The 19,026-nt window shown below is 70.3% G+C and carries 21 protein-coding genes; 12 read left to right on the forward strand and 9 right to left on the reverse strand.

Annotated elements, in window-relative coordinates; genetic code table 11:
• Nucleotides 1–2: 2 nt before the first annotated feature.
• From LRD69_RS13145 to hemL, 4 genes are all read right to left on the reverse strand, one after another.
• A complete protein-coding gene (locus LRD69_RS13145; protein ID WP_277326756.1) occupies nucleotides 3–614 on the reverse strand; it encodes a TlpA disulfide reductase family protein in 612 nt (203 codons plus the stop codon).
• 67 nt (nucleotides 615–681) lie between these two features.
• Nucleotides 682–1,932, reverse strand: a complete 1,251-nt coding sequence (locus LRD69_RS13150) for a hypothetical protein (RefSeq protein ID WP_277326757.1) — start codon at nucleotides 1,930–1,932, stop codon at nucleotides 682–684.
• A 205-nt stretch (nucleotides 1,933–2,137) separates the two neighbouring features.
• On the reverse strand, nucleotides 2,138–2,785 hold the full coding sequence (locus LRD69_RS13155) for a histidine phosphatase family protein (protein WP_277329724.1): 648 nt from the start codon (nucleotides 2,783–2,785) through the stop codon (nucleotides 2,138–2,140).
• A 35-nt stretch (nucleotides 2,786–2,820) separates the two neighbouring features.
• A complete protein-coding gene (hemL, locus tag LRD69_RS13160) occupies nucleotides 2,821–4,128 on the reverse strand; it encodes a glutamate-1-semialdehyde 2,1-aminomutase (protein ID WP_277326758.1) in 1,308 nt (435 codons plus the stop codon).
• 138 nt (nucleotides 4,129–4,266) lie between these two features.
• Between hemL and LRD69_RS13165 the strand changes: the two genes are divergently transcribed.
• The 3 genes from LRD69_RS13165 to LRD69_RS13175 all read left to right on the forward strand — a co-directional run bounded on the left by LRD69_RS13165 (nucleotide 4,267) and on the right by LRD69_RS13175 (nucleotide 6,585).
• Nucleotides 4,267–4,848, forward strand: coding sequence for a hypothetical protein (locus tag LRD69_RS13165; RefSeq protein ID WP_277326759.1), 582 nt, complete (start codon nucleotides 4,267–4,269; stop codon nucleotides 4,846–4,848).
• Nucleotides 4,849–4,965: 117 nt separating this feature from the next.
• A complete protein-coding gene (locus LRD69_RS13170; protein WP_277326760.1) occupies nucleotides 4,966–6,075 on the forward strand; it encodes a hypothetical protein in 1,110 nt (369 codons plus the stop codon).
• 174 nt (nucleotides 6,076–6,249) lie between these two features.
• Nucleotides 6,250–6,585 carry a hypothetical protein gene (locus LRD69_RS13175; RefSeq protein WP_277326761.1) on the forward strand — a complete coding sequence of 112 codons (336 nt, stop codon included), beginning with the start codon at nucleotides 6,250–6,252 and terminating at the stop codon, nucleotides 6,583–6,585.
• Here the strand turns inward: LRD69_RS13175 and LRD69_RS13180 are convergent.
• Entirely contained in the window at nucleotides 6,518–7,090 is a 573-nt protein-coding gene (locus LRD69_RS13180; protein WP_277326762.1) for a TIGR03086 family metal-binding protein, read from the reverse strand. The two genes, LRD69_RS13175 and LRD69_RS13180, sit on opposite strands and share 68 nt — an antisense overlap.
• 88 nt (nucleotides 7,091–7,178) lie before the next feature.
• Between LRD69_RS13180 and LRD69_RS13185 the strand changes: the two genes are divergently transcribed.
• Complete coding sequence (locus LRD69_RS13185; protein ID WP_277326763.1) at nucleotides 7,179–7,985, forward strand: helix-turn-helix domain-containing protein; 807 nt, start codon at nucleotides 7,179–7,181, stop codon at nucleotides 7,983–7,985.
• A gap of 45 nt (nucleotides 7,986–8,030) precedes the next feature.
• Nucleotides 8,031–8,582, forward strand: coding sequence for a GNAT family N-acetyltransferase (locus LRD69_RS13190; protein WP_277326764.1), 552 nt, complete (start codon nucleotides 8,031–8,033; stop codon nucleotides 8,580–8,582).
• Nucleotides 8,583–8,619: 37 nt separating this feature from the next.
• Here the strand turns inward: LRD69_RS13190 and LRD69_RS13195 are convergent, their stop codons facing one another.
• Nucleotides 8,620–9,063 carry a GNAT family N-acetyltransferase gene (locus LRD69_RS13195; RefSeq protein ID WP_277326765.1) on the reverse strand — a complete coding sequence of 148 codons (444 nt, stop codon included), beginning with the start codon at nucleotides 9,061–9,063 and terminating at the stop codon, nucleotides 8,620–8,622.
• 143 nt (nucleotides 9,064–9,206) lie between these two features.
• Between LRD69_RS13195 and LRD69_RS13200 the strand changes: the two genes are divergently transcribed.
• A complete protein-coding gene (locus LRD69_RS13200) occupies nucleotides 9,207–9,959 on the forward strand; it encodes a Mut7-C RNAse domain-containing protein (protein ID WP_277326766.1) in 753 nt (250 codons plus the stop codon).
• A gap of 234 nt (nucleotides 9,960–10,193) precedes the next feature.
• Here LRD69_RS13200 and LRD69_RS13205 read toward each other — a convergent pair whose 3' ends face one another.
• Nucleotides 10,194–10,769 (reverse strand): TetR family transcriptional regulator, encoded by a 576-nt coding sequence (locus LRD69_RS13205; RefSeq protein WP_277326767.1) that lies wholly within the window; start codon nucleotides 10,767–10,769, stop codon nucleotides 10,194–10,196.
• Between the two features lie 121 nt (nucleotides 10,770–10,890).
• On the opposite strand from LRD69_RS13205, the gene LRD69_RS13210 reads away from it, so the two are divergent.
• Nucleotides 10,891–12,378, forward strand: coding sequence for an FAD-dependent oxidoreductase (locus LRD69_RS13210; protein WP_277326768.1), 1,488 nt, complete (start codon nucleotides 10,891–10,893; stop codon nucleotides 12,376–12,378).
• A gap of 29 nt (nucleotides 12,379–12,407) precedes the next feature.
• On the opposite strand, the gene LRD69_RS13215 is transcribed toward LRD69_RS13210, so the two are convergent.
• Nucleotides 12,408–12,938: a hypothetical protein gene (locus LRD69_RS13215; protein ID WP_277326769.1), complete on the reverse strand. Its 531-nt coding sequence runs from the start codon at nucleotides 12,936–12,938 to the stop codon at nucleotides 12,408–12,410.
• Between the two features lie 126 nt (nucleotides 12,939–13,064).
• On the opposite strand from LRD69_RS13215, the gene LRD69_RS13220 reads away from it, so the two are divergent.
• Complete coding sequence (locus LRD69_RS13220) at nucleotides 13,065–13,400, forward strand: YnfA family protein (RefSeq protein WP_277326770.1); 336 nt, start codon at nucleotides 13,065–13,067, stop codon at nucleotides 13,398–13,400.
• Nucleotides 13,401–13,536: 136 nt separating this feature from the next.
• Complete coding sequence (locus tag LRD69_RS13225) at nucleotides 13,537–14,295, forward strand: SDR family NAD(P)-dependent oxidoreductase (protein WP_277326771.1); 759 nt, start codon at nucleotides 13,537–13,539, stop codon at nucleotides 14,293–14,295.
• Nucleotides 14,296–14,373: 78 nt separating this feature from the next.
• Here LRD69_RS13225 and LRD69_RS13230 read toward each other — a convergent pair whose 3' ends face one another.
• Entirely contained in the window at nucleotides 14,374–15,567 is a 1,194-nt protein-coding gene (locus tag LRD69_RS13230; protein WP_277326772.1) for an RtcB family protein, read from the reverse strand.
• Between the two features lie 172 nt (nucleotides 15,568–15,739).
• Here LRD69_RS13230 and LRD69_RS13235 point away from each other — a divergent pair, with 172 nt between their 5' ends.
• The 3 genes from LRD69_RS13235 (at nucleotide 15,740) to LRD69_RS13245 (ending at nucleotide 19,009) form a co-directional block, all read left to right on the forward strand.
• Nucleotides 15,740–16,540 (forward strand): DUF3558 domain-containing protein, encoded by an 801-nt coding sequence (locus tag LRD69_RS13235; RefSeq protein WP_277326773.1) that lies wholly within the window; start codon nucleotides 15,740–15,742, stop codon nucleotides 16,538–16,540.
• Between the two features lie 168 nt (nucleotides 16,541–16,708).
• The gene (locus tag LRD69_RS13240; RefSeq protein WP_277326774.1) at nucleotides 16,709–17,479 is read left to right on the forward strand and encodes a DUF3558 family protein; all 771 of its coding nucleotides are present in this window, start codon (nucleotides 16,709–16,711) and stop codon (nucleotides 17,477–17,479) included.
• Nucleotides 17,480–17,668: 189 nt separating this feature from the next.
• Complete coding sequence (locus tag LRD69_RS13245; RefSeq protein WP_277326775.1) at nucleotides 17,669–19,009, forward strand: DUF2637 domain-containing protein; 1,341 nt, start codon at nucleotides 17,669–17,671, stop codon at nucleotides 19,007–19,009.
• Nucleotides 19,010–19,026: the final 17 nt, after the last annotated feature.

A 19,026-nucleotide genomic window follows, 5' to 3' on the forward strand; every position in this document is an offset into this window, starting at 1 on the left:
GATCACTTCTCCGCGATCAACGGGTCGATCATCTTGCGGAGCTTGACGTCGTCGAGGGCCGCGAGGGTGCGGGCCGCGATCTTCCCGTCCCGGTCGATGACCACGGTCGACGGGATGGCCTGCGGGTTCAGCGTGCCCTTCGGGAAGCGCAGGATGAGCTTGCCGATCGGGTCGAAGAAGCTCGGATAGGTGATGCCGTTGTCCTGCTCGAAGTTCACCGCCGGGCCCTTCTCGGCGTCCCGGGTGTTGATCCCGATGAACTGGACGCCCTGGCTCGCGGTCTCCTTCGACACCTTCGCGAAGTGCTTGGCCTCGAGACGGCAGGGGCCGCACCACGAGCCCCACACGTTCAGCACGACGACCTTGCCCTTGTAGGCGCCGATGTCCAGCGGCTTGCCGTCCAGCGTCGTCCCGTCGAGCTTCGGCGCGTCCTGACGGTCCGCCCTGGCCACCGTGGAAATCCCGCCACTGCCGGTGACGAAGTGGGAGTTGCCGCCACCACGGGCCTGGTTGCCGTCACCGCCGCAGGCGGTCAGGGTCAACGCCAGCGCGGCGGCCGCTGCGGGCGCGGCGAGCAGGGTGAAGCGGCGTCGGAGTGCGCGGCCAAAGCTCATGTGAAAAGTTTCGCATGTCGGTTTCGGGGATCTTGCGCACCCCCCTCGGTGCCCGTAAAGCCCGTTGTCAGGCCTGTTTAAAGAAGGCGTTCCAGCCACCGTCGGGCGACTGGCCGACGTCCAGCGTACGGAGCTTCGCGAGCACGGCCGGGTCCTGGACGTCGAGCCAGTCGACGAACTGCCGGAACGACACGAGCCGCACCCCGGGCTTCTCCGCAATCCTTTTGATGGTCTCCTCGACCGCATCCATGTAGATGCCGCCGTTCCACACCTCGAAGTGGTTGCCGATGAAGAAGGGTGCGCGATTCGTTCCGTACGCCCGGTCGAAACCGGCGAGATACGACTGGGTGGCCTGTGTGCGCCAGGCCGGAAAGCGCGACGGTATTCCGTGGGTGGAATTCACCGACTGGTTGGCAAGTATGTTGTAGTCCATCGACAGCACTTCGAAGGTGTGCCCGGGGAACGGTATGCCCTGGAGCGGAAGATCCCACAGGCCCTGGCGCTTCTCCGGCCAGATCTGGGTGCCGCCGGGCGAACTCGCGTCGTAGCGCCAGCCCAGTTTGCGCGCGGCGGGCAGCAGATTGTCCTGGCCGAGCAGACAGGGCGTGCGCGCTCCGACGAGTTCCTTGCGGTAGTCGAACGGCAGTGGTTCGAGATCGGTCCAGCCGGTGTTGGTGCGCCATTCGGTGACGAAGGAGATCGCCTGCTCGATTTCGTTCTCCCACTGGGCGGGCGTCCAGTGGGCGACCGACCCGGAACCGGCGCAGAAATGCCCGTTGAAGTGCGTGCCTATCTCATGGCCGTCGAGCCAGGCCGTGCGTATGTGGCCCAGCGTCTCCTTGATGTGGGCATCGGTGAGATAGCCGATGTCGGAGGCACCTGTGCGGTTGTTCGGCGGCCGGTACAGGGATTTCTTCGACTCGGGCAGCAGGTAGATCCCGGAGAGGAAGAAGGTCATCGCCGCGTCGTACTCCTTGGCGAGATCGAGAAAACGCGGGAAGAGACCGGTACCGACCTCGCCCGCCCCGTCCCAGGAAAAGATCACGAACTGCGGCGGGGTCTCGCCGGGCTCCAGTGGAACCGGCGCGGAAGGCTGGTTCGGCTGCTCCCCGGTGTCCGCGGTGGAACCGTCCCCGATCTCGCGGACGTCCTCACCTCCGGCGCCGTCCCCCTCGTCCTTGCCGTCCGCCGTCTCGGCCGGGACGGGAACCGACCGGCTTCCTTCGGGAGAGGGCGGAGAACCGCAGCCCGCCATCCCGACGGCAGCCGCGGCTCCCAGTCCGGCTCCGAGCAGACTCCTTCGGCTGATGTCGCGCATGGCGTCCCCATCTGCGGTCGTTCCGGCCCAACTGCATACAAACTGGCGAAGGCTTAGATGGGCGAAACGACGCAGGGGTTCCGCCGACCGCCAACTTCTGTGTGCCCGGAGCCGCCGCCGGCCGAACACACCGCGGGCCCCGGCCGACGAATCGGCGGGGCCCGCGGCGGAATCGGCGAGAAAAGGATCCAGGGCCTTTCGGGCCCTAGGCTCCGAACGCCTTGGACTTCCCCTTCACCGGCTTGGCACCGGCCAGCAGATGCGCCGGCACCAGATCACGGGCCGGCTCGCTGTAGCCGACGGAGACGATCTTGTCGCCCTGATACGTGAAGCTGGTCAGCGAGGCGAGCGTGCACTGCCGCTTGCGCGGGTCGTGCCACAGACGACGCCGTTCGACGAAGCTCCGCACGATCCAGATCGGCAGCTGATGGCTGACACAGACCGCCTCGTGCCCACGCGCCGCGTCACGCGCGGCGTCGAGCGCGCCCATCATCCGTACGACCTGCTCGATGTACGGCTCGCCCCAGGACGGGCGGAACGGATTGGTGAGGTGCTTCCAGTTGTCAGGCTTGCGCAGCGCCCCGTCACCGACCCCGAAGGTCTTGCCCTCGAAGACATTGGCGGCCTCGATCAGCCTCTCGTCGCTGGCCAGGTCGAGACCGTGCGACTTGGCGATCGGCGTCGCCGTCTCCTGGGCGCGCTCCAGCGGGGAGGCGACGACATGGGTGATGTCACGGCTCTCCAGGTGCTCGGCGACCCGGTCGGCCATCTGCCGGCCGAGCTCGGACAGGTGGTAGCCGGGGCGGCGCCCGTAGAGCACGCCGTCGGGGTTGTGCACCTCCCCGTGACGCATCAGATGAACAACGGTGATGTCCTTGGCGGCGGCGCTCACGCGGTGGCCTCCGATGCGGCGCGGGCGGCGGCGGGCAGGGCGGCGGCGATCCGCTCGACGGCCTGCGCGTCATGGGCGGTGGAGACGAACCAGGACTCGAACGCGGACGGCGGCAGGTAGACGCCCTGCGCCAGCATCGAGTGGAAGAAGGCGGTGAAGCGGAACGCCTCCTGCTTCTTCGCGTCCTCGTAGTTCCGCACCGGCTGATCCGTGAAGAACACGGAGAACATGTTGCTGGCCGAGGACACGGTGTGCGCGACGCCCTCCTTGGTGAACGCCTCGCCCACCAGGGACCGGATCTCCGCGGAGACCGCGTCGACCTTCGCGTACGCCGCGTCGTCGAGCAGCCGCAGCTGGGCGAGACCGGCGGCGGTGGCGACCGGGTTACCGGAGAGCGTGCCCGCCTGGTAGACCGGGCCGACCGGGGCGAGGTGCGCCATCACATCGGCGCGCCCGCCGAAGGCCGCGGCCGGGAAGCCGCCACCCATGACCTTGCCGAAGGTCATCAGGTCGGGCCGCACCCCGTCGACACCGAACCAGCCGGCCTTCGAGGTACGGAAACCGGTCATGACCTCGTCGGAGATGTACAGCGCACCGTCGGCGGCGCAGATCTCCTTCAGCCCGGCGTTGAAGCCGTCGAGCGGCGGAACGACGCCCATGTTGCCGGGCGACGCCTCGGTGATCACACAGGCGATCTCACCGGGGTGCGCGGCGAACGCGGTCCGCACGGCCTCCAGGTCGTTGTAGGGCAGCACGATCGTGTCGCCCGCCTGCGCACCCGTGACCCCCGGGGTGTCCGGGAGGCCGAAGGTCGCGACCCCGGACCCGGCGGCGGCGAGCAGCGCATCGACGTGCCCGTGGTAGCAGCCGGCGAACTTCACGACCTTCGCCCGGCCGGTGAAACCGCGGGCCAGCCGGATCGCGGACATGGTCGCCTCGGTGCCGGACGACACCAGCCGTACCTGCTCCACCGGCTCGATCCGGGCCACGATCTCCTCGGCGAGCGCGACCTCGCCCTCACCGGGCGTACCGAACGAGGTGCCGCGGGCGACAGCCTCCTGGACTGCAGCGATGACCTCGGGGTGGGAGTGGCCGAGAATCATCGGCCCCCACGAACACACGAGGTCGACATACTCACGGCCGTCGGCATCGGTGAGATACGGACCGGTACCGGACACCATAAAGCGGGGCGTACCGCCCACGGCCCGGAAGGCACGGACAGGAGAGTTCACGCCGCCGGGCGTCACGAGGGAAGCGCGGTCGAAAAGCGTCTGCGAAACTGGGGCGTCATAGGGAAAGCTCACACAAGCCATGGTGTCAGAGCCACCGGCGGTCTTGCGGACAGGTGTTTCACACCACGCCCGTGGGGGAGGTCACTGACACGATGATCGGGTTGCGCGGCGGGGGCTGTGTCTCCTAAGTAGTAGTCGGGTGGATGAGATATGCATCGCGGTGGCGAAGTGGGCGAAGGGACCGACGACCTGGGGCCCGAGCCTGCCCGGCGCGGTCGGCACCGGCGTGAGGCTGAGCGTAAGCAGGGCATACGGGCCGACAGTGCCCGGGCCGGAAGCGGGAGTGGTGGCCGGGTGGGGGTGACCTACAAATATTTCGGGGCCCCGGACGGGGCCACTGCCGCACGCGTGCCCATTTCGATGCGCCCCGAGGAACTCGGCGGCGACGAGCTGGGCATGGGCGGCATGTTCACCAAGATCAAACCTGAGACCGTAGCGGCCATGGTCCTCACCGGCATCCAGGGCATACCCCTGCACAAGGTCCCCCCATTGGAACTGGTCGTCCTGCACCCCGACTACGCGGTGGTCAAGCTCCCGATGACGGTCGTCGACCCGCTGCGCGACGTCAGCGAGGAGTCGGTCGGCGCCGCGGCGTTCATCTGGTCCACGGTCCCGGACCGCGGCGGCCCGCGCGACGCGTTCAACGTCTACCAGCTGCTGCACGAGTGGCAGGACTTCTCGCACCGGCTGCATGACGCGGGGCACCAGGCCTACTGCCTGGTGTGGCCCTGAGGCAGCCCCGAACCGACCCCGAGCGGGTCCCGGCACCACCCCGTGGCAAGGCTGTCACCCCGGGGCTCTACGGTTCTCCCCTGTTCTCGTGCACGCTGCACGTTCGGGAGGGGACCCATGACCACCAGCGCCGTATCCGCTCGTCTTGTCGCCACGCTCACTGCGCCCCTGGCCCGCGAACGCGACGCCGCGTACGCGCCGTCCGTCCTGCGGTGGCCGGATCGCCGGCTGCTGATACAGCGCGGCGACTTCGAGGCGGTCGCCGTCGATCTGGACGCCCGGTCCGCCCCGCAGACCCGTTTTCCCGCTCCCTGGCCGCGTCGTTTCGGTACGTTCACGGTGGCGCCGGACGGGGATCTCGCGGTCTTCGCAGGGGTGCACACGGTGCGCGCGGTGGATCCGGCGGGCGCAGTGCTCTGGGAGGTGCGGCACGGTTGCTGGGACGGGGGCTGTCGCGTCCTGCACGAGTCGTTCGAGGAGTACGCGGACAGCAGGGCGCATCTGTACGCCGACAGCGGCTCGGTGGTGTTCTCGGCGGACGGGTCGCTCGTGTGGGCCCATGTCCGCGGCCCCGTGGCCGCGGCGGCCCCGGACCCCGAGGCGCTCGACGAGTGGCTGGTCATCGATGCGGCCGACGGGCGGGTGCTGGGGCGGGCGGACGCGCAGACCGTGGCGGCGGGCTCGGAGCACGTACCGCATCCCGATCCGGCACAGATGGGGTTGAGCGTCGGGGAGGGCCAGGACGGGGCGCCGCTGCTGTGGGGACGGTGGGACGGGGTGGAGCTGTCCGTGGAGCACTTCGGCGAGGAGGAGCGGATCCTGACCTCGGTGAGTCCCACGGGCGAGCACTTCCTGACGGTGGCTCACGATCTCGATTCGCTGGCGCTGCACCGGGTCGCGGACGGTGCGGTGGTGGCCGAGCTGGAGGCCGGGGACGCCGTTCCCCGTCACCCCGAAGCGGACCCGGACGACTTCGACGCCGACGAGGTGATGTGGGACTACGAGTGCGGATTCGTGGACAAGGACACGGCCATCTCCAGCACGGACGCGGAGGAGGAGTGCGGGCCGGTCCGCCACTGGCTGCTGGAGACGGCGGGAATGCGTCCGCTCGGGCAGGTCGCGTACCCGTTCCCGGTCTCCGGCACGCCCACGGCCCTCGGCGACGGCACCTGGTACACGGTGTCCGGGGCCGGGGACGTCCTGCATCTGTGGGCCTTGGACGCGTAGGACAGCCCACGACGGCATTCGGCCATTCATTGGCCGAAGAAAGATCTTCAGCCGACCTGCCGACTCTGCCGATGCACCCCCCGTACAGCCGATACCGCCGGGGCGGCCGACGCAGGTCACGCAGCCGGTGGAGTCAGTCGGTGTGCAAGGCATCGACGTCGAGGAGGTCTGCTCATGGGCGACACTCTGCTGGCCCTGTCCGTCCCCGTGCTGGTCCTCGCCGCCGGTATCCACGCAGGGTGCGAGACCTGGTGGCGGCGCCGGATCCCGGCGCCGCCGTCCCTGTACACCCATCAGGCGGCACGCCTCGCCGATCGCGAGACGGTCGCGGCCGCCGAGGAGATCGTCGACGGGGCGTACGCGACGCTGAAGGGGTTCTACGGCGTCTCGGAAACCACCGTTCCGGGCATGGGGGCCACCAGCGTGCCAGGCGCCCCGGGGTTCACGCCCGGGGCGGTTGCCAGTCCGGGTCACGGCCGGTCACAGCCAGCATCCGCTCGAAGGGGCTAGCACTGTCCGCTACGGGGAAGGGCTCACCGAACACCTTCGCCTTGCGCGCGTTCGGCGCCATCTCGGCGAGCCCGGGGCCGAGTTCGCTCACCACGGCCTCGTCCGGGACGAATTCCTGCCCGGTGGCCCGTGCCAGGTCCCACGCATGCACGGTCAGATCGCCCAGCACCATCCGCGCGACGGTCCGGGCGGGAAACCCCATGGAACCCGCGGTCCCCTCGTCCGCGCCCGGCGCACCCCACGCCGCCACCAGCTTGGCCGTCTCCTCGTCGAAGCGGCTCCGCCAGTCCGCAGTCACCGCGGTCGGCCTCGCGCCGAAGTCCGGCTCCTCCCGGGCCGCCAGGGCCTGGAAGTTGACGATCACCTGGAAGAGATGGTCGACCAGGGCCCGCACGTCGTACTCCGTGCACGGTGTGGGGTCGCCCAGCCGGCTGTCATCGATCCCGCGTACGACGGGAGCAGCACGATCGGCGGCCACAGCCAGCAGTTCACTGATTTTCTTCATGCTGCGACCGTCCGCCCAGCGGCGGCCCGTGTCTTGAACAAACGCGACACCACCGATTCGAACTCACGTTCACCATAGGATCGGTCCCATGTCTGCTCCTCGACGCGACACCCGGGGCATCGTCGACGCCCGCGAACTCTTCGCGCATGTGCACTTCCGCCGCCGCGAGCCCGCTCCCGGACTGCGGACACGGGTGGACTCCTACTGGCTGATCGACTGGGACCTGCCGGAGCCGTACACCTCGCACGTGGTCCCGCACCCTTCGGTGAACCTGGTCTTCCAGCGCCACGAGAGCAGCGGCGAGGCCGCCTTCGCGGAGGTCGCGGGCATCGATCTCGGGCTCTTCGCCCAGAAGCTGGAGGGCCGGGGGCGGGTGTGCGGGGTGAAGTTCCGGCCAGGCGGCTTCCGGCCGTTCGCGCCGGGCCGCCCGGTGTCGCAGTGGACGGGCCGGCGACTCCTGGCGCACGAGGTCCTCGCCGTACCCGCTCCGGTGGCGGCCGTACTGGACCCGGCCGAGGAGGACGCACGGGTCGCGGCGCTGGACACGTACCTGCTGGCGCTCGCCCCGGAACCGGACCCGCAGGCCGAGCGCGCCATGGCGCTGGTCGAGCGCGTCCGCACCGACCGCACGATGCGCCGGGTCGACGAACTCGCCCGCGTCGAAGGGCTGTCGGCACGCTCGCTGCAGCGGCTCTTCGCCGCGTACGTGGGCGTCAGTCCCAAGTGGGTGATCCTCCGCTACCGCATCCACGAGGCGCTGGAACGCGCCGAGTCGGACCCCGAGGTGGACTGGGCGGAGCTGGCCGCGGACCTCGGGTACAGCGACCAGGCCCACCTGACCAGGGACTTCACATCGACGATCGGCGCCCCGCCAACGGCACTCGTCGCCCGTTGACGGTCGGTACCGGTGGTTGTCGGTGGTGCGGCCTACTGTCTTGGTATGGAACGCACCTCGTCATCACCGGCGCCCGTCGTGCGGATCGTGCCCTGGTCGGACGACGACCTGGAGCTGCTCCGCCGTGCCAACGCACCCGAGTTGATGGACCATCTGGGCGGCCCCGAGTCCGAGGAGCAGCTCATGGCGCGCCATGACCGCTATGTGGAGCTGAGCGCGGACCGCACGGGCCGGGGCAGGATGTTCCGGATCGCCCTGGCCGACGGCGGCGGGGACAGGGCCGTCGGCACGATCGGGTTCTGGGAGCGGAGCTGGGAGGGCCGGCAGGTGTACGAGACGGGGTGGGCCGTCCTCGCGGGGTACCAGGGGCGGGGCATCGCGGCGGCCGCGGCCGTGGCTGTCGCCGAGCAGGCCCGGGCCGAGCGCAAGCACCGCCATCTGCACGCCTACCCGTCCGTCGACAACGCCGCGTCGAACGCGGTGTGCCGCAAGGCGGGCTTCACCCTGATCGGTGAGTGCGACTTCGAGTACCCGCCCGGCCGTGTGCTGCTGACGAACGACTGGCGGCTGGACCTCGGCCCGGCGCCCGCCCCGTAGCCCCGGCCCGGGGTCGGACCCGCGGCCCACGCCGGTCTCAGTCCGCTTCCGGGACCAGCCGCTTGTTGAAGTGGAAGGCGACGATGTCCAGCCGCTCCCGCAGATAGAAGCGGTGGGCCCGCGTACGGTGCGTCCCAGAGTCCAGGGCGAAGGCCCGGCAGCCCGCCTCCCGGGCACGCTGCTCCAGATGCCCGAGAAGCCGCCGGCCGGCGCCGGTGGAGCGGGCGTGCCCGGCGGTGACCAGGTCGTCGACGTACAGCTTGCGGATCTGGCTGGTGTTGTCGACGATCCGCCACCCGGCCGCCCCCACGCATGCGCCGCTGTCGTCGTAGGCGGCGGTGAAGCGGAGCCCCTGCGCGTACCCCCGCTCGTAGACCTCGCGGAAGAGGTCATCCGTCAGATGCGGACGGAGCTCACGCAGGACGGGGAGCAGGTCGGCGGCGAGCCGCGCGTCGCCGGGTTCAAGATCGAGAATCTCCATGCGGGAACTGTAGGACAGGCCACCAGGGCCCCGGAGGCACTGTGCCGGGCGGGCCGTCGCCGCGGCGTTCCGCGCCCGGGATGCCGTCCCTCCCCCCGCGAATCCCCTGGCTGACGCGGACCGGTCGATGGCATCCTGGCGGCGTGAACGGACCGGAGATCCATCTTGTAGTCGACCCCGAACTGCGGCTCTTCGTCGCCCACGAGCGCCGCAACGGGCGCACGGCCGTGACCACCGACGGTTCCTCGACCCTCGGCCATGTCGTGGAGTCGCTCGGGGTCCCGCTCACCGAGGCCGGTCAGCTGCTCGTCGACGGCCGGCCCGTTCCGGTCTCGCACATCCCGGGCGCGGGCGAACTGGTGGAGGTCCGCGCGGTGGTCCGCCCGCAGCGCATCGAGGGCGCGCCCCTGCGCTTCCTCCTCGACGTCCACCTCGGCACGCTCGCCCGGCGGCTGCGGCTGCTGGGGGTCGACGCCGCGTACCGGAGCGAGGACATCGGGGATCCGGCGCTGGCCACGCTGTCGGCGACGGAGCAGCGGGTGCTGCTCTCCCGTGACCGGGGGCTGCTGCGGCGGCGGGAGATCTGGGCCGGGGCGTACATCTACAGCGACCGGCCGGACGACCAGCTGCGGGACGTGCTGGAGCGGTTCGCACCGGTGCTGGCCCCGTGGACCCGGTGCACAGCCTGCAACGGGCAGCTGACCGAGGCCGACAAGCAGTCCGTCAGCGGACAGCTGGAGCACGGGACGCAGCGGTCGTACGACGTCTTCGCGCAGTGCACGGAGTGCGGCCGGGTGTACTGGCGCGGCGCCCATCACGCCCGCCTCGAGAAGATCGTCGCCAACGCGGTGCACGAGTTCGGCGACGCCTCAGATCAGGCCGCCCCACCCCGCTAAGGGCCGTCCCGTCATCCCTGGCGGGCGCACGACGACAGCTGTGGCACCTCGCCGCGTTGTCGGAACGCCCGAATACGACCGGTATGAGGACGCTCCTCCGTCTTGCGATGCACCACATCTGACGCCGCGCGCTGATCCACCAGGGATGACGGGACAGCCCTTAGGCAGTCCCTCCGCGGCCTGCACGGGGCCTGGCCTCAGGCCGACCACTCCTCGCCGGGGCCTCCGCGTGCGCTACGGCCGCTCGACGGTCAGATAGCGCTGGACCGTGGGCGCGAGCCAGGCGATCACTTCTTCGCGCGGCATGGAGACGGCGGGCGCGAGGCACAGCACGTACCGCGCGAGCGCCATCCCCAGGATCTGGGAGGCGACGAGCGCGGCGCGGCGCGGGGCATCGGCCGGGTCGGGGCAGACCGCAGCGGCCACCGGGCCGATCTGCTCGGCGAAGACGGCCCGGATGCGCTCGGCCCCCGCGTCGTTGGTGACACCGACCCTGAGCAGTCCCGTCAGCACGTCGTCCTGCTCCCAGCGGTCCAGGAAGTGCGTGACGAGTGCGGCCCCGATGTGCTTTCCGGGCAGCGAGCCGAGCGCGGGCATGCGCAGATCGATCACGGACGCCGCGGCGAACAGCCCCTCCTTGTTGCCGTAGTAGCGCATCACCATCGACGGGTCGATGTTCGCGTCGCGGGCGATGGCCCGGATGGTGGCGCGCTCGTAGCCGTCGGCGGCGAACCGCTCACGGGCGGCTTCGAGAATCGCGGCCTTGGTGGCGTCCGAGCGGCGGGGGGCGCCGGGGGTCTGCATCGTCACGCCAACAACTGTAGGCCAACAGGTGTTGACATGCCAGATCCGTCGGATCTACATTTGCCAACAAGCGTTGACCTACAGCTGTTGACCGACATGCGTCGGCAACCGGCTCCAGGAGGCCGCCATGACCGGCAAGCCCAGCACGCGCGCAAACGCCGAAGCCCTGCACCAGGCCGGCGACACCCCCGAAACCATCGACGTCCTCGTGGTGGGAGCAGGCCCCACCGGACTGCTGCTCGCAGGCGATCTCGCCGCCCGCGGCCTCTCGGTCACCGTCGTCGAGCGCCGTCCGCACCGGACGAACAACATGACGCGCGCCTTCGCCGTCCATGCCCGCACCCTCGAAGTGTTCGACGCCCGCGGCCTCGCCGACGAGCTGCTCAGGACGGGCTCCCGCCTCACCGGTCTGCGGCTCTTCGGCGGCCTCTCGCTCGACCTGTCCGGACTCAGGTCCCGCTTCCCCTTCGTACTGATCACCCCGCAGTACGAGGTCGAGCGCCTGCTGGAGCGCCGGGCACTGTCCGCGGGCGTGCATTTCCGTTACGGCACGAAGCTGACCGGCCTGCGCCAGTCCACCGACACGGTCACCGCCGAGGTGCAGGACCCCGACGGGACGCCGGACACGCTCTCCGCCCGCTACGCCGTCGGCGCCGACGGAGTGCGCAGCACCGTCCGTGAGGCGCTCGGACTCCCCTTCCCCGGCAGGTCGGTGATCCGGTCGATCATCCTGGCCGACGTCCGGCTCACCGAAGCACCCGCGGACCTCCTCACGGCCAACGGCGTGGGCGAGGCGTTCGCCTTCGTCGCCCCGTTCGGCGCCGGCTGGTACCGGGCCATGGGATGGAACCGCAACCACCAGGCCGACGACAGCGACCCCGTCGAGCTCGACGAGTTGCGCGAGATCACCCGCCTCGCCCTGGGCAGCGACCTCGGCATGCACGACGCGCGCTGGATCTCCCGCTTCCACAGCGACGAACGCCAGGTGCCCGCCTACCGCACCGGCAGGGTCTTCCTCGCCGGGGACGCCGCCCATGTCCACTCCCCCGCGGGCGGGCAGGGCATGAACACCGGACTGCAGGACGCGGCCAACCTCTCCTGGAAGCTCGCAGCCGTCCTGCGGGGGGACACGGCGGATCCGGAAGCGCTCCTCGACAGCTACCACGCCGAACGCCACCCGGTCGGCGCCGCCGTGCTGCGCAGCAGTGGTGCACTGGTCCGCCTCGCCATGGCCCGCACCCCGTGGCAACGGGCGATCCGCACGGCCGCCGCCCGCTTCCTGTCCCTGGTGCAGCCGGCCGCCGGCAAGGCGATCGGCATGATCTCCGGCCTCGCAATCGCCTACGCCGCGCCGCGCCGTGCGCATCCCCTCACCGGAAAGCGCGCCCCCGACCTGGGACTGGTGGAGGGCCGCCTCCAGGAGGTGCTGCGTGACGGCGAGTTCGTCCTCGTGACCCCCGCCGACACGCCCACGCCGGTCTCGCCGACCCCACTGGTGCACGCGCACTGGACGGGCGACCGCACCACCGTGCTGCTCGTCCGCCCCGACGGCTATGTCGCCTGGGCAGGCGAACGGCCCGGCCCGGCGGCCCTGCGGGCCGCCCTCACCCGATGACCTCCTCACGCGAGCGCCGCGGCCGGCGGTCAGAAGACGTACTCGTCCCCGGTGGCGGGCGCCAGCACCTCGTGCTCGTTGTTCTGCGGGTTCCGATCGGTCGCGCCGCCGTTCCACACCGTGTCGATGCGGACGACCACCTCGTTCGGCCGCCCGGCGAGCTGCAGTTCGAGCGCGAGCTGCCGCCCCGCCGACCCGTCCGCAGGCAGCGGACCCGTCCGGCACAGCACGGTGCGGGCGTCGGCCTGCAGACAGGCGTCCGGCATCTCCTGCCGGCCGACGAGGTTCGCCGAGAAGCGCAGCCGCACGGTGGCGGCGGCGAGGCTCGACGGGCCGTGGTTCTCACTGAGCAGCCAGACACCGAGTCCCCTGCCCCACAGCGAGACGTGCCCGTGATGGGAGACGTCCGCCTCCGGCGCCACCGACCGGTACACCGGGACCGGCACGGCCGCGGCCACCGGCGCGGGTACCGGGGCCGCCACGGCCGCCTGTCCGAACCCGCACACCACAGTCGCCGCCGCGGCGGACACCACCAGCCGAGCCTTACGCGTCACTAGCATGTCCCGAAGATAACGATCAGCCCGAATCATTCATATTTACACACCGACCCGACGCGCCAACTCCACCCGCCTGCCTCACCGGCCCACCCGCGCTCCCCCCAGACACCCACGTGAAACGCTGCTCCCATGGTCGTCGCCCGCTCAGCCGCACTTTTCGTCGTCGCCGCGCTCTTCGAGATCGGCGGCGCCTGGCTCATCTGGCAGGGCGTGCGCGAGCACCGGGGCTGGATCTGGATCGGCGCCGGAGTCATCGCCCTCGGCGCGTACGGCTTCGTCGCCACGCTCCAGCCCGACGCCGAGTTCGGCCGCATCCTCGCCGCGTACGGCGGGGTCTTCGTCGCGGGTTCGCTCGCCTGGGGCATGGTCGCCGACGGCTACCGCCCGGACCGCTGGGACGTGATCGGCGCACTGATCTGCCTGGCCGGCATGGCCGTGATCATGTACGTCCCCCGCAACCACTGACCGCACCTGCCGCACCCGGCACACCCGGCGCACCCGGGCGCCCACGCGCCGCCCACGGACGGCCGCCGAACGCCCACCCCTCCCACCTGCCTATCCTGACCCCGTACCGATCAGCTGTCCGAGGAGTCGAGTCCGCATGGCCGCCACCCCCATTGCCGTCATCACCGGAGCGAGCAGCGGCATCGGCGCCGCCACCGCCCGGCAGCTGGCCGCCGCCGGCTATCGCGTCGTCCTGACCGCCCGCCGCAAGGACCGCATCGAGGCGCTCGCCGCCGAGATCAGCGAAGCGGGCCACGAGGCCACGGCGTACGCCCTGGACGTCACGGACCGCGAGGCGGTCGACGCGTTCGCCACCGCCTTCCGCACCCTCGCCGTCCTCGTCAACAACGCGGGCGGCGCCCTCGGCGCCGACCCCGTCGCCACCGGCGACCCGGCCGACTGGCGCCAGATGTACGAGACGAACGTCATCGGCACCCTCAACGTCACCCAGGCCCTGCTCCCCGCCCTCACCACGAGCGGCGACGGCACGATCGTGGTCCTCTCCTCGACGGCGGCCCTCTCCGCGTACGAGGGCGGCGGTGGCTACGTGGCCGCCAAGCACGGCGAGCACGTCCTGGCCGAGACGCTCCGCCTGGAGATCGTCGGCACCCCGGTCCGCGTGATCGAGGTCGCCCCCGGCATGGTCAAGACGGAGGAGTTCGCCACCACCCGCTTCCGCGGCGACAAGGAGAAGGCCGCCAAGGTCTACGCGGGCGTCGACGCCCCGCTCACCGCCGACGACGTGGCCGACACGATCACCTGGGCGGTCACCCGCCCCAGCCACGTCAACATCGACCTCCTGGTGGTCCGCCCGCGCGCCCAGGCCTCCAACTCCAAGGTCCACCGCACCCTTTGACCGTACCGACGCACGCAGAGGAGCCCCGGACCACCACCACAGGGTCCGGGGCTCCTCCGTTCATCGGCGCAAGGACGCTCAGCCCTTCACGCACACCACCTGCTTGAGCTTCGCGACGACCTCCACCAGGTCCCGCTGCTGCTCCATGACCTGCTCGATCGGCTTGTACGCAGCCGGGATCTCGTCCACGACGCCGGAGTCCTTACGGCACTCCACGCCCCGTGTCTGCTCCTCCAGATCCCGCGTCGAGAAGCGCCGCTTGGCCGCGTTGCGGCTCATCTTCCGGCCGGCGCCGTGCGAGGCCGAGTTGAACGACTTCGCGTTCCCCAGACCCTTCACGATGTACGAGCCGGTGCCCATCGAGCCCGGGATGATGCCGAAGTCCCCCGAACCGGCACGGATCGCACCCTTGCGGGTGACCAGCAGGTCCATGCCGTCGTACCGCTCCTCCGCCACGTAGTTGTGGTGGCAGGAGATGACCGGCTCGAAGGTCACCCTGGCCTTCTTGAACTCCTTGCGGACGACGTCCTGGAAGAGCCCCATCATGATCGCGCGGTTGCGCTTCGCATAGTCCTGGGCCCAGAACAGGTCGTTCCGGTACGCCGCCATCTGCGGCGTGTCCGCGATGAAGACCGCCAGGTCACGGTCGACCAGGCCCTGGTTGTGCGCCAGCTTCTGCGCGACCCCGATGTGGTGCTCGGCGAGCTCCTTGCCGATGTTTCGGGATCCGGAGTGCAGCATCAGCCAGACCGAACCCGACTCATCGAGGCAGAACTCGATGAAGTGATTCCCGGACCCCAGCGTCCCCATCTGCTTCGTGGCCCGCTCCTGACGGAATTTGACCGCGTCGGCCACCCCGTCGAACCGGCCCCAGAAGTCGTCCCAGCCCGCCGCCGCGATGCCGTGCAGCCGTCCCGGGTCCACGGCGTCGTCGTGCATCCCGCGGCCCACCGGAATGGCCTGTTCGATCTTCAACCGCAGCCGCGAGAGGTCTCCCGGCAGGTCGTTGGCCGTCAGGGAGGTCTTCACCGCCGACATCCCGCAGCCGATGTCCACCCCCACCGCCGCCGGGCAGACCGCACCGTGCATCGCGATCACCGAGCCGACGGTCGCGCCCTTGCCGTAGTGCACATCGGGCATGACGGCCAGCCCCTTGATCCAGGGCAGGGTGGCCACGTTCTGCAGCTGCTGCATGGCGCCGTCCTCGACCGAAGCCGGGTCGGCCCACATGCGGATGGGGACCTTGGCCCCTGCTACCTCGGTGTACGACATAGTTCCTCAATTCCCCCGAAAAGCCTGATAGCGCAAAACCGGTGCCAAGGTCGGCAAACAAGTCGGCCGACCGGCATTCACAGCGGCGCGTGCGATACACATTGTGTTCACCGGCCGCCATCGAGCGGCAACCGTTTTTTTCGCACGAAGGGAGCCGAGGACCGTGCGACAAATGGCGTACGTACCCGGCGTCGCGCTCCTCGCAGCGCTCGTCGTCGGCTGTAGCGCCGATACCGGGACCGAAGGCTCCGCCGCCGACGACAAACCCGGCGACCCGATGACCTCCGTGGCGCCGGCAGGCAAGTACCGCACGCTTCCAGAACCTTGCCGCTCCATCGGGCACTCCACGCTGAGGGACCTCCTGCCGGGTATCGCCCAAGTGCCGGAGGATCAGCAGGAGAAGGCGTACGCGGGAACAGCCTCCGTCACCTACGACACGGACCGCCGCGTCGGCTGCACATGGAAGGCCGAGGCGCCGGACTCGTCCCGCAGCCTCTCCCTCGACTTCGAGCGGGTCGTCTCGTACGACACCTCCGTGAGCGACGACGACCGCGCCGACGAGCTGTACGCGAAGAAGCGGGACGCCGCCCATCTGCCACCGGGCTCCGCCACACCCGGCGGAGCGAAGGACGATTCCCCCTCGGACTCGCCCTCGGGCTCCCCCTCGAACTCCCCGTCCGCCTCGGCGCAGGATGCCGACAAGAGCGAGGGGACCACAGACACCGCCGATGATCTTCAGCCGCGCGTCCTCGACGGTCTCGGAGATGCCGCATTTCTGGACGATCTGCTCACACGGACAGGTTCCACCGCACAACACCGCACGGTGAGCGTGGTATTCCGCACATCGAACGTCCTCGTGACCGTCCGGTACACCGAGCAGCCCGCCCTCGCGACGACGATCCCGGACAGCAAGGAACTGCAGGACAAGGCCCAGTCGCTGGCCCGGAAACTGGTCGACAGGTTCAGCGAATAACGACGCGCCGGGCGCCCCCGGACGGGCATCGAGCCCCTCGGTGAAGTGTCCGGCCGAGGCGGCATCCGGCCGCCGTCCGTCGTACCGTGGCCCTCCGGAACACCTGCCCGACCACGACCCCGCCCCGACCGCCGCGCCGCCTGCACGCGCCATCCGAGTGAAGGAACCATGCACCGATCAGCCCCGCGACTCACCCGCATACTCGCCTGCGCCGCCGTCCCGGTGATGCTCGTCGTCGCCGGCTGCTCGTCGGACTCCGGCAGCAAGGAATCGGACGGCTCGTCCTCCTCGGCCGCTCCGGGCGCGAAGAAGTCGGAAGCGAAGGTGGAGCCGGCGAAGTTCGCCGGGCTGCCGGACCCGTGCAAGTCGATCTCCTCTAAGACGATCACCACCCTGGTACCGAAGGCCAAGAGCAAGGGCGGTACGGCGGCCACGTCCAGCGACACCGCGGCGCGCGCCGGCTGCTCCTGGAACGGCCTCGACGACAACGGCGTCAAGGGCTCGCAGTACCGCTGGCTCGACGTCGGCTTCACCCGCTACGACTCGGACCAGGCCCTCGGCAGTGGCGCCGAGCGCGCCCAGGAGGACCTCGCGAACCAGGTCGCCAAGACCAAGGCGACCGAGGGCGCCAAGAAGGTCGTCGGGTCCCCCGTCAACGGGATCGGTGACCAGGCCACCAAGATCACGTACGACCTCAGCAAGACCGATGAGGACTTCAAGTACACGACGATCGTGGCCCGTACGGGGAACGTCGTGGTCACCCTGACCTACAACGGTGCGGGTTACGCGGGCGCGAAGACGCCGTCCGCGGACGACATCCTGAAGGGCGCCGAGAAGGCCGTCAGGGAGGCCGTCGCAGCGGTCGCCGGCACGGACGCCGGTGCCGGCGAGCAGAAGTCGAGCCCGTCGCCGTCCAAGTCGTCGTCGGACAAGGCGTAACGAGGAGCCTGACCCGGCACCGGCACATCCGGCAGCCGGCCCAACAGCCCTGCACAGAAGCGTTTTCACGGAGTCCGGCACTCCCCCGGGAACCGGACTTCGTCCCTCCCCGCGCAACACACCCCTCGCACATGTGCCAGGCTGTGCCCGCCAGAGGTCGGAGAAGGGGATACAGGGAGGGGATCGCGGGTGGCCGCGATGCAGCTGACACGCACGCACCGAGTACTGATCGGGGTCGTCGTCGCCGGCGCGGCAGTCATCGCCGCGATCGGCTTCGCGGGCTCGTACGCCGCCGTGCGCGCGCTCGCAGAACAGAAGGGCTTCGGGAATTTCTCCCTGGTCTTCCCGATCGGCATCGACGCGGGCATCTGCGTGCTGCTGGCGCTGGACCTGTTGCTGACCTGGATGCGGATCCCGTTTCCGCTGCTGCGCCAGACGGCCTGGCTGCTGACCGCGGCGACGATCGCCTTCAACGGCGCCGCGGCCTGGCCCGACCCGCTGGGCGTCGGCATGCACGCGGTGATCCCGGTGCTGTTCGTGGTCGCGGTCGAGGCCGCCCGGCACGCGGTCGGCCGGATAGCCGACCTCACGGCCGACAAGCACATGGAGGGCGTCCGCCTCACCCGCTGGCTGCTCTCCCCGGTCCCCACATTCAAGCTGTGGCGCCGGATGAAGCTGTGGGAGCTGCGTTCGTACGAGCAGGTCATCAAGCTCGAACAGGACCGGCTGATCTATCAGGCCCGGCTCCAGGCCCGCTTCGGCCGCAACTGGCGGCGCAAGGCCCCGGTCGAGTCCCTGATGCCGCTCAGACTGGCGAAGTTCGGCGTTCCGCTGGCCGACACCGGCCCGGCCGGGCTGGCGGCCGCGGGCATCGAACCCGCCCTGCTGCCCCCGGCCCCGGCCCCGGCCGTCGAGACGCCGCAGCCCCAGGCCGAGTTGCCGTACGCCCCGCAGCAGCAACAGCAGGCGCAGTACGCCGACTCCCAGCAGCCCCAGCCACCGCACCAGCAGCAGCACGCCCACCCCTCCGACCCGGCCGCCGAGGCATGGCCGCAGGAGGGCCCCGGCTCGCACGACAGCCCGTGGTTCGCCGCTCAGCAGGTCTCGGAGGGTACGTACGAGGGCACGTACAACCCGACGTACGTCGAGGGCCTGGAGCCCACCCCGGTCATGATCCCGTCGGGTCCGGGCGGCCGCACCCGCCCCCTGGGCAACGTGGGCACAATCGGCGCGGTCCCGCACCCCCGCAGCGAGGAACCCCTGCCGGAACAGCCCCAGCAGCCGCAGCAGCCCGAGGCGGACCCGGCCGAGTGGGCGCAGGAGGACGCGGAGTTCGGCGAGATCGCGTACGAGGTGTTCGCGGCATACGTGAACAACCACAACGACTACCCGAGCGTCGAGGCCCTGGACATACATGTCTCGGACGGCCACAACGTCAGGCACCCGCGCAGCGCCGCCCTGATCCGCCGTCTGATGCCGGAGTTCAAGAACCGGTACCACTCGGAGCTGGAAGCGGATCACATCGCGTAGACCGGCACCACCCGGAC

Source organism: Streptomyces sp. JH14 (genome assembly GCF_029428675.1).
In the GTDB taxonomy this organism is placed as follows: domain Bacteria; phylum Actinomycetota; class Actinomycetes; order Streptomycetales; family Streptomycetaceae; genus Streptomyces.

What these genes read in the sequence shown, in the direction of transcription:
- LRD69_RS13145 (WP_277326756.1), bottom strand. Translation starts at nt 614, where the DNA reads ATGAGCTTTGGCCGCGCACTCCGACGCCGCTTCACCCTGCTCGCCGCG.
- LRD69_RS13150 (WP_277326757.1), bottom strand. Translation starts at nt 1,932, where the DNA reads ATGCGCGACATCAGCCGAAGGAGTCTGCTCGGAGCCGGACTGGGAGCC.
- LRD69_RS13155 (WP_277329724.1), bottom strand. Translation starts at nt 2,785, where the DNA reads ATGCGTCACGGGGAGGTGCACAACCCCGACGGCGTGCTCTACGGGCGC.
- LRD69_RS13165 (WP_277326759.1), top strand. Translation starts at nt 4,267, where the DNA reads ATGCATCGCGGTGGCGAAGTGGGCGAAGGGACCGACGACCTGGGGCCC.
- LRD69_RS13170 (WP_277326760.1), top strand. Translation starts at nt 4,966, where the DNA reads ATGACCACCAGCGCCGTATCCGCTCGTCTTGTCGCCACGCTCACTGCG.
- LRD69_RS13175 (WP_277326761.1), top strand. Translation starts at nt 6,250, where the DNA reads ATGGGCGACACTCTGCTGGCCCTGTCCGTCCCCGTGCTGGTCCTCGCC.
- LRD69_RS13180 (WP_277326762.1), bottom strand. Translation starts at nt 7,090, where the DNA reads ATGAAGAAAATCAGTGAACTGCTGGCTGTGGCCGCCGATCGTGCTGCT.
- LRD69_RS13185 (WP_277326763.1), top strand. Translation starts at nt 7,179, where the DNA reads ATGTCTGCTCCTCGACGCGACACCCGGGGCATCGTCGACGCCCGCGAA.
- LRD69_RS13190 (WP_277326764.1), top strand. Translation starts at nt 8,031, where the DNA reads ATGGAACGCACCTCGTCATCACCGGCGCCCGTCGTGCGGATCGTGCCC.
- LRD69_RS13195 (WP_277326765.1), bottom strand. Translation starts at nt 9,063, where the DNA reads ATGGAGATTCTCGATCTTGAACCCGGCGACGCGCGGCTCGCCGCCGAC.
- LRD69_RS13210 (WP_277326768.1), top strand. Translation starts at nt 10,891, where the DNA reads ATGACCGGCAAGCCCAGCACGCGCGCAAACGCCGAAGCCCTGCACCAG.
- LRD69_RS13215 (WP_277326769.1), bottom strand. Translation starts at nt 12,938, where the DNA reads ATGCTAGTGACGCGTAAGGCTCGGCTGGTGGTGTCCGCCGCGGCGGCG.
- LRD69_RS13220 (WP_277326770.1), top strand. Translation starts at nt 13,065, where the DNA reads ATGGTCGTCGCCCGCTCAGCCGCACTTTTCGTCGTCGCCGCGCTCTTC.
- LRD69_RS13225 (WP_277326771.1), top strand. Translation starts at nt 13,537, where the DNA reads ATGGCCGCCACCCCCATTGCCGTCATCACCGGAGCGAGCAGCGGCATC.
- LRD69_RS13230 (WP_277326772.1), bottom strand. Translation starts at nt 15,567, where the DNA reads ATGTCGTACACCGAGGTAGCAGGGGCCAAGGTCCCCATCCGCATGTGG.
- LRD69_RS13235 (WP_277326773.1), top strand. Translation starts at nt 15,740, where the DNA reads ATGGCGTACGTACCCGGCGTCGCGCTCCTCGCAGCGCTCGTCGTCGGC.
- LRD69_RS13240 (WP_277326774.1), top strand. Translation starts at nt 16,709, where the DNA reads ATGCACCGATCAGCCCCGCGACTCACCCGCATACTCGCCTGCGCCGCC.